The sequence below is a fragment of the Sphingobacterium sp. Ag1 genome (genome assembly GCF_000988325.1).
In the GTDB taxonomy this organism is placed as follows: domain Bacteria; phylum Bacteroidota; class Bacteroidia; order Sphingobacteriales; family Sphingobacteriaceae; genus Sphingobacterium.
In genome coordinates, this window is the sequence record NZ_LBGU01000030.1 from 86,874 (window position 1) to 100,527 (window position 13,654).

The 13,654-nt window shown below is 39.5% G+C and carries 16 protein-coding genes; 12 read left to right on the plus strand and 4 right to left on the minus strand.

The window, feature by feature from the left end; all coding sequences use genetic code 11:
* Window positions 1–58 precede the first annotated feature (58 nt).
* From AAW12_RS06950 to AAW12_RS06970, 5 genes are all read left to right on the plus strand, one after another.
* A complete protein-coding gene (locus AAW12_RS06950) occupies window positions 59–919 on the plus strand; it encodes a fumarylacetoacetate hydrolase family protein (protein ID WP_046672883.1) in 861 nt (286 codons plus the stop codon).
* 149 nt (window positions 920–1,068) lie between these two features.
* A complete protein-coding gene (locus tag AAW12_RS06955; RefSeq protein WP_046672884.1) occupies window positions 1,069–2,088 on the plus strand; it encodes a methionine ABC transporter ATP-binding protein in 1,020 nt (339 codons plus the stop codon).
* Window positions 2,081–2,734: a methionine ABC transporter permease MetI gene (gene metI, locus AAW12_RS06960; protein WP_046672885.1), complete on the plus strand. Its 654-nt coding sequence runs from the start codon at window positions 2,081–2,083 to the stop codon at window positions 2,732–2,734. The genes AAW12_RS06955 and metI overlap by 8 nt, the downstream gene beginning before the upstream one ends.
* Window positions 2,735–2,749: 15 nt before the next feature.
* Window positions 2,750–3,562 (plus strand): methionine ABC transporter substrate-binding lipoprotein MetQ, encoded by an 813-nt coding sequence (gene metQ, locus AAW12_RS06965; RefSeq protein ID WP_046672886.1) that lies wholly within the window; start codon window positions 2,750–2,752, stop codon window positions 3,560–3,562.
* Window positions 3,540–3,959, plus strand: coding sequence for a YchJ family protein (locus tag AAW12_RS06970; RefSeq protein WP_046672887.1), 420 nt, complete (start codon window positions 3,540–3,542; stop codon window positions 3,957–3,959). The genes metQ and AAW12_RS06970 overlap by 23 nt, the downstream gene beginning before the upstream one ends.
* A 202-nt stretch (window positions 3,960–4,161) precedes the next feature.
* Here AAW12_RS06970 and AAW12_RS06975 read toward each other — a convergent pair whose 3' ends face one another.
* Both AAW12_RS06975 and AAW12_RS06980 read right to left on the minus strand, forming a co-directional pair.
* Window positions 4,162–5,598 (minus strand): dicarboxylate/amino acid:cation symporter, encoded by a 1,437-nt coding sequence (locus AAW12_RS06975; RefSeq protein ID WP_046672888.1) that lies wholly within the window; start codon window positions 5,596–5,598, stop codon window positions 4,162–4,164.
* Between the two features lie 175 nt (window positions 5,599–5,773).
* The gene (locus AAW12_RS06980) at window positions 5,774–6,124 is read right to left on the minus strand and encodes a 4Fe-4S dicluster domain-containing protein (RefSeq protein ID WP_046672889.1); all 351 of its coding nucleotides are present in this window, start codon (window positions 6,122–6,124) and stop codon (window positions 5,774–5,776) included.
* A 156-nt stretch (window positions 6,125–6,280) separates the two neighbouring features.
* Between AAW12_RS06980 and AAW12_RS06985 the strand changes: the two genes are divergently transcribed.
* The 6 genes from AAW12_RS06985 (at window position 6,281) to AAW12_RS07010 (ending at window position 11,010) form a co-directional block, all read left to right on the plus strand.
* Complete coding sequence (locus AAW12_RS06985; protein ID WP_046672890.1) at window positions 6,281–7,294, plus strand: acyl-CoA reductase; 1,014 nt, start codon at window positions 6,281–6,283, stop codon at window positions 7,292–7,294.
* A gap of 55 nt (window positions 7,295–7,349) precedes the next feature.
* Window positions 7,350–7,553 (plus strand): hypothetical protein, encoded by a 204-nt coding sequence (locus tag AAW12_RS06990; RefSeq protein WP_046672891.1) that lies wholly within the window; start codon window positions 7,350–7,352, stop codon window positions 7,551–7,553.
* A 5-nt stretch (window positions 7,554–7,558) separates the two neighbouring features.
* Window positions 7,559–8,239: a cell division ATP-binding protein FtsE gene (locus tag AAW12_RS06995; RefSeq protein ID WP_046672892.1), complete on the plus strand. Its 681-nt coding sequence runs from the start codon at window positions 7,559–7,561 to the stop codon at window positions 8,237–8,239.
* A 152-nt stretch (window positions 8,240–8,391) separates the two neighbouring features.
* Entirely contained in the window at window positions 8,392–8,943 is a 552-nt protein-coding gene (locus tag AAW12_RS07000) for a nucleotide exchange factor GrpE (RefSeq protein ID WP_046672893.1), read from the plus strand.
* Window positions 8,944–8,953: 10 nt separating this feature from the next.
* Window positions 8,954–10,108 (plus strand): molecular chaperone DnaJ, encoded by a 1,155-nt coding sequence (gene dnaJ / locus AAW12_RS07005; protein ID WP_046672894.1) that lies wholly within the window; start codon window positions 8,954–8,956, stop codon window positions 10,106–10,108.
* 314 nt (window positions 10,109–10,422) lie between these two features.
* Window positions 10,423–11,010 (plus strand): porin family protein, encoded by a 588-nt coding sequence (locus AAW12_RS07010; protein WP_046672895.1) that lies wholly within the window; start codon window positions 10,423–10,425, stop codon window positions 11,008–11,010.
* 68 nt (window positions 11,011–11,078) lie between these two features.
* Here AAW12_RS07010 and AAW12_RS07015 read toward each other — a convergent pair whose 3' ends face one another.
* On the minus strand, window positions 11,079–11,852 hold the full coding sequence (locus AAW12_RS07015; RefSeq protein WP_046672896.1) for a C40 family peptidase: 774 nt from the start codon (window positions 11,850–11,852) through the stop codon (window positions 11,079–11,081).
* Between the two features lie 73 nt (window positions 11,853–11,925).
* On the opposite strand from AAW12_RS07015, the gene AAW12_RS07020 reads away from it, so the two are divergent.
* Window positions 11,926–12,399, plus strand: a complete 474-nt coding sequence (locus tag AAW12_RS07020) for a universal stress protein (protein WP_046672897.1) — start codon at window positions 11,926–11,928, stop codon at window positions 12,397–12,399.
* Between the two features lie 77 nt (window positions 12,400–12,476).
* Here the strand turns inward: AAW12_RS07020 and AAW12_RS07025 are convergent, their stop codons facing one another.
* Window positions 12,477–13,652, minus strand: coding sequence for an RsmB/NOP family class I SAM-dependent RNA methyltransferase (locus AAW12_RS07025; RefSeq protein ID WP_046672898.1), 1,176 nt, complete (start codon window positions 13,650–13,652; stop codon window positions 12,477–12,479).
* Window positions 13,653–13,654 lie beyond the last annotated feature (2 nt).

Below are 13,654 nucleotides of genomic sequence, written 5' to 3' on the forward strand. Positions count from 1 at the left end.
TTGTTAATTCGCGTTAATTTCCGCCCTTTTTGGGACAAAATCCGTATATTTGCGGCTTATGAAGATTTTCAGATATGGCGCAAAGGGCTCCGAAAAAGCGGGAGTCATTTTAAACGAAAAGAAATATGATGTTTCGGAAGGAAATTTTCAATATAACCGCGATTTCTTTGCGGATATTGCAAATTTGGAAAGACTTCAAGCATATATAATTGAAAAAGGCGACAAGCTTAAAGAGATAGCCGACCACGAACGTATTGGTACACCATTGGAAGCTCCTTCCAAAATACTTTGTGTAGGACTTAATTTCGATGATCACGTCAAAGAAACCAAATTACAACAAGCTTCCGAGCCTATTGTATTTATGAAATCTGTATCTGCATTCAACGGTCCTTTTGATGGAATTACCCTTCCGAAGTTCTCTGTAAAATCTGATTGGGAAACCGAATTTGCCATTGTAATTGGAAAAAAAGCTTCTTATGTTACTGAAGAAGAAGCTTTGGACCATGTGTTTGGCTACGTGCTACACAACGATGTGACAGAGCGTGAATTTCAAATCGAGCGTGGCGGAACCTGGGACAAAGGTAAAGGATGCGACACTTTCGCCCCTATTGGTCCGTTTATAGCAACCAAAGATGAAATCACAGATATCGATAACTTAAGAATATGGCTCAAACTCAATGGTGAAATCATGCAAGACGGCAATACAAGTGATTTTATCTACCGTGTGCCCAAATTGATCTCTTATTTAAGTCATTTTATGAGCTTACTTCCAGGCGATATCATTTCCACAGGATCGCCTGCCGGATCTGGCATGGGCAAATCTCCACAAAGATTCCTGAAAGATGGTGATGTCATCGAATATGGTATTGATGGACTTGGATCGGCAAAACAAGTGATTTCAGCTTATCAAGGTTTATAAAAAATAGATATCTGGGTTCTTTCATTCTTTTTCAGTCTGAAAGAGCCCATTTTCTTTCACTTGATTTTATTTTATCCCCGGCATTTGTGTACATTTATATCAACATCATCCATTTGTCCAACTAAAATTGCTAAATCCCTACAGGGTCAATGATTCAACTAAACAACATATCCAAATCTTTTGCGGTAAAAGCGACACGTATTGATGCTTTAAAAGACGTCTCACTGTCTATTGCAAAAGGTGAAATTTTTGGTGTAATAGGCGCTTCCGGAGCGGGTAAAAGTACTTTGATCCGTTGCGTCAACCTTTTGGAAAGGCCAGACAGTGGTCAGGTAATTATAGAAAATAACGACTTGATGTCGCTGCCTGCCAGTGATCTTATGTTAAAAAGACGGAAAATTGGTATGATTTTCCAACACTTCAACTTGCTGTCATCACGAACAGTTTATGGAAACATATCCTTCCCGCTCGAACTTGAGGGCAAATCGAAAGAATTTATCAGCGGAAAGGTGTTGGATCTATTACGTTTGGTTGGGTTGGAAGACAAAGCCGACGTGTACCCTGCAAATCTTTCCGGAGGCCAAAAACAACGCGTTGCCATCGCGCGTGCATTAGCCAATGATCCTTACATTCTACTTTGCGATGAGGCTACAAGTGCCTTAGACCCAGCAACCACAAAATCTATCCTCAAACTGCTAAAAAAAATCAATAAGCAGCTTGACCTTACGATATTATTGATTACGCACGAGATGGATGTTATAAAAAGTATTTGCGATCAGGTTGCCGTATTAGACCACGGAAAATTGATTGAAACTGGTCCGGTAGAATCAATATTCGCCAATCCTCAGGAAACAACAACCAAAAACTTTATTCAGTCTTCACTTGAAGTTGAAATTCCACTAAGTTTTCAGGAACGCTTGAAAAGCGCTGGAAACCCGCTCGTAGAAATCTATCTAACTTCAAATGAAGAATCCATCCCATTTATACAACATTTGGAACAACAATTTCAAGTCAAGACAAATATCATTACCGCTCAAATAGATTATATTGGCGAAATGAAATTTGGTGTTATATTAGCCGAACTATCGGGTGAAAAAGAAAATGTTATGCATAGTCTATCTTTCTTAAAAGAAAAGCATTCACAAACTAAAATCTTAGGCTATGTCTGATCAGGTATTTAATCTTCTGCTATCGGGTACTTTAGAAACCCTAACCATGACTTTCTTATCAGGTTTCTTTGGTTTTGTGCTGGGTCTTCCACTCGGGATTTACCTGTTCTTGACCCGCAAACATCAACTGCTCGAAAACAAAGCCATGCACCAACTTGTTTCATTGCTGGTGAATGTGTTTAGGTCTATTCCCTTTATTATACTTATCGTATGGATGATTCCGTTTACACGCAACCTTGTCGGAACATCTATTGGTATGGCCGCAGCATTGGTTCCCTTGAGTATAGGTGCAGCTCCTTTTATTGCAAGACTTGTGGAAAATAGTCTTCTAGAAATTCCAAATGGCCTGATTGAGGCCTCAAGAGCAATGGGAGCAAATGCCCAACAGGTAATTTTCAAAGTTTTACTTCCTGAGGCTCTCCCCTCGCTGGTAAACAATGCAACAATTACGTTGATCACACTTGTTGGATACTCCGCGATGGGTGGCGCTGTAGGTGCCGGTGGACTTGGACAGATTGGTTATCAGTATGGTTATGTCGGATATGATACTTTTATCATGAATTCTGTTCTAATTTTATTAATTTTGATCGTATTCCTGTTACAGTATACAGGAGATTACATTTCAAAAAAAGTAAACCATCGTTAACATAAATTATATCATATGAAAAAATTGAACTATGCATTTGCAATCTTAGCCTTCAGTCTCGTATCGATTGTGGCATGCAACAACAGCGAAAAGAAAGAGAATATCCTTAAAGTCGGTGTGGTATCCGGACCAGAAAAGGAGCTTGCGGAAACGGCTAAGAAAGTTGCAAAAGAAAAGTTCAATCTTGATGTGGAGTTGGTAGCTTTCAACGACTATGTTGTGCCCAATGAAGCCCTAAATCAAGGAGATATCGATGTAAATGTATTTCAGCATCAGCCTTATTTACAGGAACAATCCAAACAACGCGGTTTTACAAAGTTAACCATCGTCGGAAACACATTTGTATTTCCGATCGTTGCCTATTCCAAAAAAATAAAAACCATCACCGAGTTACAGCCTGGCGCCAGTATTGCCATCCCCAATGATCCTACCAATGGTGGCCGCTCACTTTTACTTCTGCAACGCGAGGGCATTATCGGCTTAAAAGAAAATGTAGGTATCCAACCTAAAGTAACAGATATAGTAAGCAACCCTAAGCAGGTCAAAATCATAGAGATGGAGGCACCACAGTTGCCTCGCGTTCTGGATGATCCTCAGGTTACAATTGCCATCATCAACAATAGTTTCGCCGCTCAGGCGGGGTTGGATCCCGAAAAACAAGGCTTATTCACAGAAGACAAAGAATCACCATACGTTAATCTAATTGTTGCCCGCTCAGATAACAAAAACGATGAAAAGGTGCAGCAGTTTATTCAAGCGTATCAGTCGCCTGAAGTGGAAGCTACCGCAAAAAAAGTCTTCAAGAATGGCGCCATTAAGGGCTGGTAAAATTTTTAAAATACAAGTGATAGCATCAGATCAATTATGCCCCTGTGGCTCTGGCAATACCTATGGGGAATGCTGCCAACAAATTCATCGTTTCCATGCCAAAGCAACCACAGCAGAGGCATTGATGCGCGCACGTTATAGTGCTTTTGTGACACAACAGATCGATTTCCTATACGATACATTTCACCCCTCAACACGACGGTTCCAAAATAAACAGGCTATTGGGCAATGGGCGCGGGACAATAAATGGATGCAACTCACGGTCCTGAAATCTACACTCCACACGGTCGAGTTTGAAGCACATTATCTGGATCCACAGATGGAAGTTCATATTCACCATGAAAAGTCTACCTTCAAAAAACAAGGTGACTTATGGTACTACGTTGACGGGCGCTGATATAAAACAGTTTGCTTGCAAGCCATTGGAAAGGACGCCAGACTATCAACAACAGCTTGCAAGCAGCTTTTCGTTCTATAAAAGTTCTCTTCTATGAAATAAAATGTGGTTTCAACTAAGTCCTTATTTTTGCTCATAAAAAAGCAGTCTCAACGGGGATGTCAAGACTGCTTTTCTGCAACGAATATTCGTCAGTTATCTATTAGATTGCTTCTTCAGTATCTTCCCGATAAGGAGCTTCTTCATCAAACTCACCCTCCCATTTAGCAACAACAACGGTTGCCAAACAATTTCCGATTACATTGACAGAGGTACGCGCCATATCCATGAGTTCATCGATACCTAAAATGGCTGCAATGACAAATGTTGGTAAACCAAACTGATCCGCCGTCGCAATCAAAATAATCAATGAAGCCCTTGGGACAGCAGCAACACCTTTGGAGGTGATCATCAATGTAAATGCAATCATTAATTGATGTCCAAACGACAAATGGATACCAGCCGCCTGAGCGACAAAGATCGCAGCCAATGATAAATAGAGTGAAGTGCCATCCAAGTTAAAACTATATCCTGTCGGAATGACAAACGAAACAATCTTACGTGGCACACCAAATTTCTCCATTGCGCTCATTGCCTTCGGCAATGCAGCATCTGAACTTGTAGTAGCAAATGCAATGGAAACGGGTTCCTTAATCGCATTTATAAAACGTTTTACAGGTATCTTTAGATACAGGGCTACAGGAAGCAATACGAGACATAAAAAGCAGATCAATGCAAAGTACAGCGTCGCTAAAAGCATGAAAAGATTCTTTAGGATATCGACACCGAGATGCCCCACAGTATAGGCCATGGCGGCACCGACCCCAATAGGCGCAAAGTACATAATCATGTTCGTAAACTTAAACATCGTTTCAGACATACTTTCGGTAAAATCAACCAAGGGTTTACGCTTTTTCTCATCGACCATTGCCAATCCAATCCCGAACAAAATTGAAAATACAACAATCTGTAAAACTTGGTTATCCGCTACAGATTTGACAATATTTTCAGGAAACAAGTCGCGTATAAAAGAAGTGAACTTGTATACAGGATGCACATGGTCCGGAAGTGTTTTGAGGATATGCTCATCCATACTTTCCTTCGGCGCAGGGAGCTCTTCATGTGGCATATGTGCAACATCAACACCCACTCCTGCCCGAGTCAGGTTTATAGCACCTAAACCAATAAAAATAGCACATGTCGTTGCACAAAAGAAATAAAGCATCGATTTCCATGCCATACGTCCCACCTGTTTCAAATCAGAATGCCCTGCAATTCCATATACAAGCGTAGCAAAGAGAATCGGTCCCACAATCGTCTTGACTAACTTGATAAAACCTTTACTCAAAGGTTGCAGGGAAATCGCTAGATTTGGAAAATCCAACCCGACAAATATCCCCATAATCATACAGGTCAAAATCCAAGTGGTCAAATTTTTCTTAAAGAGCGCATTTACAACCAAAACGGTAGCAACTATCCAACGGACAGCCATTAGAAATTCATGCGAAAAGCCTACAACATCAAATTCGTATAATACAGCAATGATACAAGCTAATGTAACTGTGATTAGGGTTATCAACCCTATTTTGGTTTTTAACATTTAAAAGATTTTAATGGTCAAAAGAACAAAAATAAAAAAATACTATGCTTTTGCAAATATTATTATTCCAAATAGCCAAGATTCGCAACAAAATATCGATTTCGCCAAAATAGAAAGGCACAAAAAAGGCAGGAAAATTTCTTATCCTGCCTTATATTTTAACGGAACACTAAATTTATTCCGCGTGTAACCAAGCTTTTTTCGCTAATAGCTCATCGTTTGATTCACGTACATCTTCGTCATCCACACAACAATCTACAGGGCAAACCGCTGCACATTGAGGCTCATCGTGGAAACCTACACATTCTGTACATTTATCTGAAACAATATAATAGACTTCATTAGAGATCGCTTCTTGAGACTCGTTGGCATCTAGTGTAACACCATCGCCAAAATCAATAACCCCATCCAAAGCCGTCCCATCTGAGAATTTCCAAGTTACACCAGCATCGTATATTGCATTATTTGGGCATTCCGGTTCGCAAGCACCACAGTTAATGCATTCGTCTGTAATTTTAATCGCCATTTATAACCTCACAATTATGATAAATAAACTATTTTTGCATTATCAATATGAAACAAAGTCTGATTGAACAATAAGGCTAGTTGATTCACGTTGATTAATGTTAACAGCACAAATATAATACAAATTTGTGTATTCATCTTTTAAAATTTTAATATTTTGACAAAGCAACAACGAATAAATGCATTTGTAAAATTAGGCGAGCGGCTGCAAGAGCGACCTGATGATTTGATTCAAATCATTCAATTCGCCCAACATAAAAACCCCTGGTATACGCCTCAAAATGTTGAACGTGCCATTCAAGCCATTGCTGCCAATTTGACAATAGAAAAGCTGAATCACTGGTTGGCTCCTTATCCAGATCTAAATTCAACGAAAATTGTAGGATTAATTCTGGCCGGCAATATCCCCTTGGTTGGCTTCCATGATATGCTATCGGTACTGATCAGTGGCTTTAGAGCCAAAATCAAAGTCTCATCGGACGACGCAGGATTGACCAGCTATGTGCTCCGTCTCCTTAAACAAATTGAACCGTCCTTTACCGATGCCTTTGAAATTGTTGACAAACTAAAAGATTTCGATCTGGTTATTGCAACAGGCTCCAACAATAGCTCGCGTTATTTTGACTATTATTTTGGAACCAAACCACATATTATTCGTCGCAATAGAAATAGTGTTGCCATCATCGGTGGACAAGAATCTCCTGACCAGCTTGAATCACTGGGACATGACATCTTTGATTATTTTGGGTTAGGCTGTCGCTCTGTATCAAAGTTATTCATTCCAAAAGATTATCCGATAGCACACTTCTTCGAAGGTATTGCTGCGTTTAACAACGTGACCGAACATTTTAAATATAATAACAATTACGATTACAACAAATCCATCTATCTGATCAACGGCGACAAGCATTTTGATAATGGATTTTTATTGCTAAAGGAAGATGAGCGCACAGCTTCTCCCCTTGCTGTAGTTTATTATGAAACATACGAAACACTGGCTGAAGTTGAAAATAAACTCCAATTAGCGCAAGAAAATATCCAATGTGTTGTATCAGAAATAGCGTTAAGTGTGCCCTCGCCAGTATTTCGTTTTGGAGAAAGCCAATGCCCTGCTTTGGATGATTTTGCTGACGGCGTGAATACATTGGATTTTTTATTCGCAAACCAATAAGCTTCCTTTAAATTCATAGTAAATAAATTGCATTAAAAATACTAACTTTGAAATCATGTATATCATTAAAGTAAAAGGTGTCGCCAAAATCCCTGATTATGTTCAATTAAGAGATGATGCCTTCACCTTGCTGGCATATTTTAGAGTCGACCGCCCAGATAAGTCGCTTGATAAGATTGGATTGGGAGAAAAGGCAGAATATATCATGCAACTGGTTAGAGAAATGCCTTTTGGGCAAATTAAAAAATTAGAATTTTAGCTTCCATGATTGAAAATAAAGTCATTACATTAAAAAACGTTGATATCTTCCAACAAAAACATTTGGTATTGTCCAATGTCAATTTAAACATTGGCAAAGGAGAGTTTATATATCTTATCGGCCAGTCCGGCAGTGGAAAAAGTAGTTTACTAAAAATCATTTACGGCGATTTATACATCGGCAATGGTGAAGGTATGATTGCGGGCTTTGATCTTAAAAAGCTGCACGAAAATGATGTTCCTTACCTGCGTAGAAAATTGGGTATTGTATTCCAGGACTTTCATCTTTTATCCGATAGAAGCATCGAGAAAAACCTCGAATTTGCACTGAAAGCAACAGGCTGGAAAGATAAGAAAATGATCGATAGCCGGATATTGGATGTATTGGAAAAAGTTGGGCTTCGTTCCAAACTTAAGAAAATGCCACATGAGCTTTCTGGTGGTGAGCAACAGCGTATTGTAATTGCCCGCGCTTTACTAAATAACCCCGAAATTATTTTGGCAGATGAGCCTACCGGTAACTTAGATCCTGCGACATCAGAAGAGATCGTTTTATTATTGCGTGACATTGCCAATTCGGGAACGGCTATTTTAATGGCAACACACGATTATACCATTATCCGTAATATGCCATCCCGCATCATCAAAACTGCCGATGGCGTATTGCAGGACAATGTCAGCATCTAGACAGAAAACTGACATATAAAAAATGAGATTCCGACAAATTGTTAGGCTTTTTTAATAAAATCTGACAAGCTGTCGGAATTTTATTGTTTGGCAAAAACTTTGACAAACGAAGCATAGAGTAAATTTTTGAATCTAATTTTAGCATTGAAGATATGAATGAGCAAGATAATTATTACGATGAAGGTCAAGATCCAGTAGAAACAAATTCTTCTGAACAACAGGAACAGCCTGCTGATAATATAGCAGAAGAACTGTCTACTGAAGAAAAATTGGCTGCAGAATTGGCAGAGGCAAAGGATAAATACATTCGTCTTTCTGCTGAATTTGACAATTATAGAAAACGTACAAGCAAAGAACGTGTTGAATTGATTCAATCAGCAGGAAAAGATGTCATCAGTAAGCTATTACCTACACTAGATGATTTTGACAGAGCGTTAACTGCCATGGAAACAGCGACAGATGTTGAATCTGTAAAAACAGGAATGGATATTGTTAACAACAAATTCAGACAAACATTGTCACAATTGGGGTTAAAGGAAATGGAAGCTACAGGCCAAGCCTTCGATCCTGAATTACAAGAAGCTATCACAGCAATTCCTGCACCCACAGCAGAATTAAAGAATAAAGTAGTGGACGTGATCGAAAAGGGGTACTACTTAGGTGACAAAGTGATCCGTCACGCAAAGGTAGTTATAGGTCAATAATATTAAGACGATGTCAAAAAGAGATTATTACGATATACTTGGTGTCTCGCGGTCAGCGGACGAGAAGGAGATTAAATCAGCATATCGCAAATTAGCGATAAAATACCATCCGGATAAAAATCCTGGTGATCATGAAGCTGAAGAACAGTTTAAGGAAGCTGCTGAGGCATACGATATCTTGAGCAATCCACAAAAACGTCAACGTTATGACCAATTTGGCCATGCCGGTAATTCTGCGAGTGGTGGTTTTGGCGGTGGCGGCGGTATGAATATGGAAGACATATTCAGCCAATTTGGTGATATCTTTGGTGGAGGACATCCATTTGAAAGTTTCTTTGGCGGTGGCGGTGGCCAACGTGGCGGCCGTCGGGTAGCTCGTGGAAGCAACTTACGCATAAAAGTTAAATTAACACTCGAAGAAATTGCCAAAGGCGTCGAGAAAAAGGTAAAGGTCAACAAACAAGTGGTCTGTCATTCTTGTGACGGATCTGGTGCTAAAGATAAATCTTCGTTCCATACCTGTAAAACCTGTGGCGGATCAGGATCAGTTCGAAGAGTAACAAATACCATCTTAGGACAAATGCAAACAACAAGCACTTGCCCTACGTGTAATGGTGAAGGTGTTGAAATCACAGCAAAATGTACAACTTGTAGAGGTGAAGGACTCGAACGCGGTGAGGAAACAATTGCGATCAATATTCCTGCGGGTGTAAGTGAAGGCATGCAACTTTCCATGAGTGGAAAAGGAAATGCTGCTCCGCGTGGCGGCGTCCCAGGAGATTTAATTATCCTGATCGAAGAAGTACCACACGAAAGTCTAAAACGCGACGGACTAAATGTAATCTATGATCTATACATTAATTTCGTAGATGCGACCTTAGGTACTAGCGTGGAAGTTCCTACAATAGATGGAAAAGCGAAGATCAAAATTGAGCCCGGTACACAAGGCGGTAAAATTTTACGGTTAAAAGGAAAAGGTATTCCCGAAGTCAACTCTTATCACAAAGGGGACCAACTTGTATACGTTAATATCTGGACACCAAAAGCTGTGTCTAACGAAGAAAAAGAATTATTGAACAAACTGAAAGAATCACCAAACTTTAAACCTCAGCCAGGTAAAAGTGAAAAATCATTCTTCGAGCGAATCAAAGAATATTTCGATTAAAATCGGTCTTTCAAATACAAAAAAAAGCCATTTGTCCGCTGTTGACAAATGGCTTTTTTTTATCTTCTTACTTGAAATTGACAATTAAAAACAAAAAGTCAGGACAATATCATTATCGTTAAATAGAAACGATAAAAATAAAAATACACTAAATTTTAATTCATTGAACCACTATCAATTACCATAATGGCAAAACATCTAGACAATCTAGTGACAAAAAATTAAAATAAGATTTCGATATTTGACTAACAAATTTAAAAAGTCAGGAAGTATTTACTGGCTTATTAGAACAAACTATTTTAAATAAAAAAGACATGAAAAAAGTTTTACTAACATTGACTGCCATTGCAGGTTTAACAATAGCAGCACAAGCTCAAACTGAACAAGGAAAAATTATGGTTGGTGGTCAACTTGGCTTCGAAACATCAAAAGTAAAAGATACTGATCATAAAAATAATTCATTCTCAATCAACCCAACAGTTGGTTACTTTGTAAGCGACAACTTGGCAATTGGTACTGGAATTGGTTACAACTGGGGAAAAACTGAAACAAGTAAAGATAATAGCGTTAAAAACGATGCTTTTCAGGTATCACCTTTCGCTAGAAAGTATTCTGCAAACGGACCTGTAAGATTCTTTGCTCAGTTGTCAGTTCCAATGGCGTGGGGTACAACCACAACTGAAGTAAATAACGTAGAGACAAAAAATAAATTCGAATCATATGGTGTGGAACTAGCTCCAGGTTTAGCTTACTTCCCAACAAGCAAAATTGGTATCGAACTAAAAGTCAGAGGTTTATATTACAACTACAATAAAGATAAAACGAATGACGTTGCAGTAAATACATTTGGTCTGAACGTTAACTCGTTAGCGCCAACTTTAGGTGTACAATTCCATTTCTAGTCAGTACGGAATTTAACAATAGGAAAGGCTATAATTACTTATAGCCTTTTTTTTTCTGTCAATTGTTATCAATAATACCGTTTAACAATCCGGAGTTTGTGTGTGTAACGGTTCTGTTCAGCATTAAAAATACCTTCCGTATCCATCCGATCGACACGCACTTTCGCTGAAGCGTGGATAATCGTATCGCGATCCAGCATAATCCCTACATGGGTAATCCTTCCTTCGGCGTTATCGAAAAAAGCCAAATCCCCTACCCGTATTTCCGAAACAAAATCCACTGTCTGCCCCATCTCCGCCTGCTGGTAAGCGTCGCGAGGTAAGGGAAGGTCAAAGCAACTATAAATCAATTGGGAGAAACCGGAGCAATCAATCCCCCATTGTGAACGCCCACCCCATAGATAAGGAACGTCCTTATAGCTTAAGGCCAATCGCACCACCTCAGTTTCAAATTGCTCTCTGGTAAAGGTATTGATACTACCTTGATAGGTTAATGTCAATGGCGATAAATTGACGGTATTCTCTGTATTTAGATAAAGCTTGGTACCATGGCAGAGCTGAAATTGTGTCGTATCGGTAAAAAGAACTCCACCCTCCCGTCCAACGATAGTAGGTTTTCCACTCAGATAATGTTGCCTATCCAAGTCGTTTAGTTCCTGAAACTGTCCGTTTTGAATCCAACCCAAATAGCCGGTTTTCAATAGACGTATTGATGTCCAATCGGCCTGTTCATCAAGGATCTCAAAAAGTTCCCCAAACAATACCTGAGAAACCATTTCACTGCGGTGTGCCTGTTCTGAACGTAACGGAACGAGAGCTAGTGTACAAATACCATATTTCATGTGCTAAACAAAACAAAATCGTCAAAAATGTGATTATATATTATATGACGAAGATAAATTAATTATAGTAGAAATGGACAATACAAACTCAAAATTCAAAAGGATACTCGTCGCTGTCGACGACGAACCATGCTCAGAGAAGGCGATACTATATGCCAAAGAAATGGCCGCAGTATTTGGAGCCTCTATAGCGCTTGTCACTGTTGTTCCCCCTACTTCTCCGGCCAACTTTGGCGCGGATCCGCTATTAGGTCAGCAACCTATCATTGTTCCGGAAGTATCGGAAATGGAACAGGATAATGCACAAAAATATCTTGAGAAAATAAGCCGCGAGTTTACAGGTGCAGGCGAAGTTTATCTTTTTAATCGAATTGGATCCATTAAAGAAGAAATTCTGGCGGCATCCCATGAGTGGTCCGCCGATCTTATTATTATGGGGACCAATGGACGGACTGGCTTTGACCATTTCATTTCTGGTTCCGTATCCGAGTCAGTCATTCGCAAATCAACTTGCCCTGTGCTCGTTATTCCCAGTAAATGTGACTGATATTAATTGATCCCTAAATATAAAAGGCTATTTTTTCATTGGAAAAAATAGCCTTTTGCTTTTATTGCTTCTGAAAATTACCTTTTAATCAATCGCGCCACAAACATACTATCCGCTTTCTCTTCATAACCTTTCAAATAGTCCATGCGTTCGATTTCAAAACCAAAATTATCCACAATGTAATTGACAACATCTTCATTTTCCGCTTTAAAAATGGAGCAGGTTATATAAATCAAAGGCTTGCCCACTTTAACATGTCCTACTACATTACTTGTAATATTTTTTTGTAGTGCATTGAATTCGCCAATCTTAGCAGCCCGAAACTGTCTAATCATTTCTGGTGTACGCCCCCAAGTCCCCGATCCTGTACAAGGCGCATCCAATAACACCCCATCGAATCTTTCGCTCCCAAGAAGCGCAAAGGTATCCTTAGTAAGATCGAGTATTTTTTTTCGGTAATGCTTGATTCCGGCACGGTCAAAACGTTCATCGAGATTTCGGAGAATACTCATACGAACATCGGATACCAAAAGATTGACAGTCGGACAAGCGTCCATCAATAAGAGAGATTTTCCACCTGAAGCTGCGCACGCATCCCACCAGGATTCCTTTTCAGCTGGATCCATATAATCCAACGTGCGCTGTGAAGAAAGATCCTGCACTTCTATCATTCCATCCAGCGTATCAAATCGCTGCAAGGATGTTCCATTATTCAAGGCAATAGTCTGATCGCCAATCATGGAATAAGGAATCTGATTGTTATCCAAAATAGCACACACGACTTTTGTCTTTCCGCGTTTCACCCGAATATATAAATAAGGCTGTATCAACTGGCTCTCTAAAAATTGTACCATGTCGATCTCATCAGAAATATGATCCGCAAATGGAAAGAGGTCTTCCCGCTTAAAAACACCTTCTGACTCCAGAAATGCAATTTTGTCTTTCAGTGGTTGCTGGATCTTATCGCTATACGAAGGCTCAAGAAGAGCTACCAAAGGGCTTTCTTGTTCACATAGAAATTCTGCAAGTACCAATCTACGCTGTTGTGACAGCTGTGAAGCTGCCGTTCCCAGACGAAAATAATTATAACATAAACGGGAAGTAGCCTTGCGATCGGATGATCCCATTTGCTTATTCAGCTTAAAAAAAGTAGTCAAATAACGCGAAAAGGGTTGATCCGCTTCAAAACCATCCATTGCCCGCTCAAAATTACGTATTTGCTGATGAACACGTCTTTCACTGAATTCAGCCATTC

What these genes read in the sequence shown, in the direction of transcription:
- AAW12_RS06950 (WP_046672883.1), top strand. Translation starts at nt 59, where the DNA reads ATGAAGATTTTCAGATATGGCGCAAAGGGCTCCGAAAAAGCGGGAGTC.
- AAW12_RS06955 (WP_046672884.1), top strand. Translation starts at nt 1,069, where the DNA reads ATGATTCAACTAAACAACATATCCAAATCTTTTGCGGTAAAAGCGACA.
- metI (WP_046672885.1), top strand. Translation starts at nt 2,081, where the DNA reads ATGTCTGATCAGGTATTTAATCTTCTGCTATCGGGTACTTTAGAAACC.
- metQ (WP_046672886.1), top strand. Translation starts at nt 2,750, where the DNA reads ATGAAAAAATTGAACTATGCATTTGCAATCTTAGCCTTCAGTCTCGTA.
- AAW12_RS06970 (WP_046672887.1), top strand. Translation starts at nt 3,540, where the DNA reads ATGGCGCCATTAAGGGCTGGTAAAATTTTTAAAATACAAGTGATAGCA.
- AAW12_RS06975 (WP_046672888.1), bottom strand. Translation starts at nt 5,598, where the DNA reads ATGTTAAAAACCAAAATAGGGTTGATAACCCTAATCACAGTTACATTA.
- AAW12_RS06980 (WP_046672889.1), bottom strand. Translation starts at nt 6,124, where the DNA reads ATGGCGATTAAAATTACAGACGAATGCATTAACTGTGGTGCTTGCGAA.
- AAW12_RS06990 (WP_046672891.1), top strand. Translation starts at nt 7,350, where the DNA reads ATGTATATCATTAAAGTAAAAGGTGTCGCCAAAATCCCTGATTATGTT.
- AAW12_RS06995 (WP_046672892.1), top strand. Translation starts at nt 7,559, where the DNA reads ATGATTGAAAATAAAGTCATTACATTAAAAAACGTTGATATCTTCCAA.
- AAW12_RS07000 (WP_046672893.1), top strand. Translation starts at nt 8,392, where the DNA reads ATGAATGAGCAAGATAATTATTACGATGAAGGTCAAGATCCAGTAGAA.
- dnaJ (WP_046672894.1), top strand. Translation starts at nt 8,954, where the DNA reads ATGTCAAAAAGAGATTATTACGATATACTTGGTGTCTCGCGGTCAGCG.
- AAW12_RS07010 (WP_046672895.1), top strand. Translation starts at nt 10,423, where the DNA reads ATGAAAAAAGTTTTACTAACATTGACTGCCATTGCAGGTTTAACAATA.
- AAW12_RS07015 (WP_046672896.1), bottom strand. Translation starts at nt 11,852, where the DNA reads ATGAAATATGGTATTTGTACACTAGCTCTCGTTCCGTTACGTTCAGAA.
- AAW12_RS07020 (WP_046672897.1), top strand. Translation starts at nt 11,926, where the DNA reads ATGGACAATACAAACTCAAAATTCAAAAGGATACTCGTCGCTGTCGAC.
- AAW12_RS07025 (WP_046672898.1), bottom strand. Translation starts at nt 13,652, where the DNA reads ATGGCTGAATTCAGTGAAAGACGTGTTCATCAGCAAATACGTAATTTT.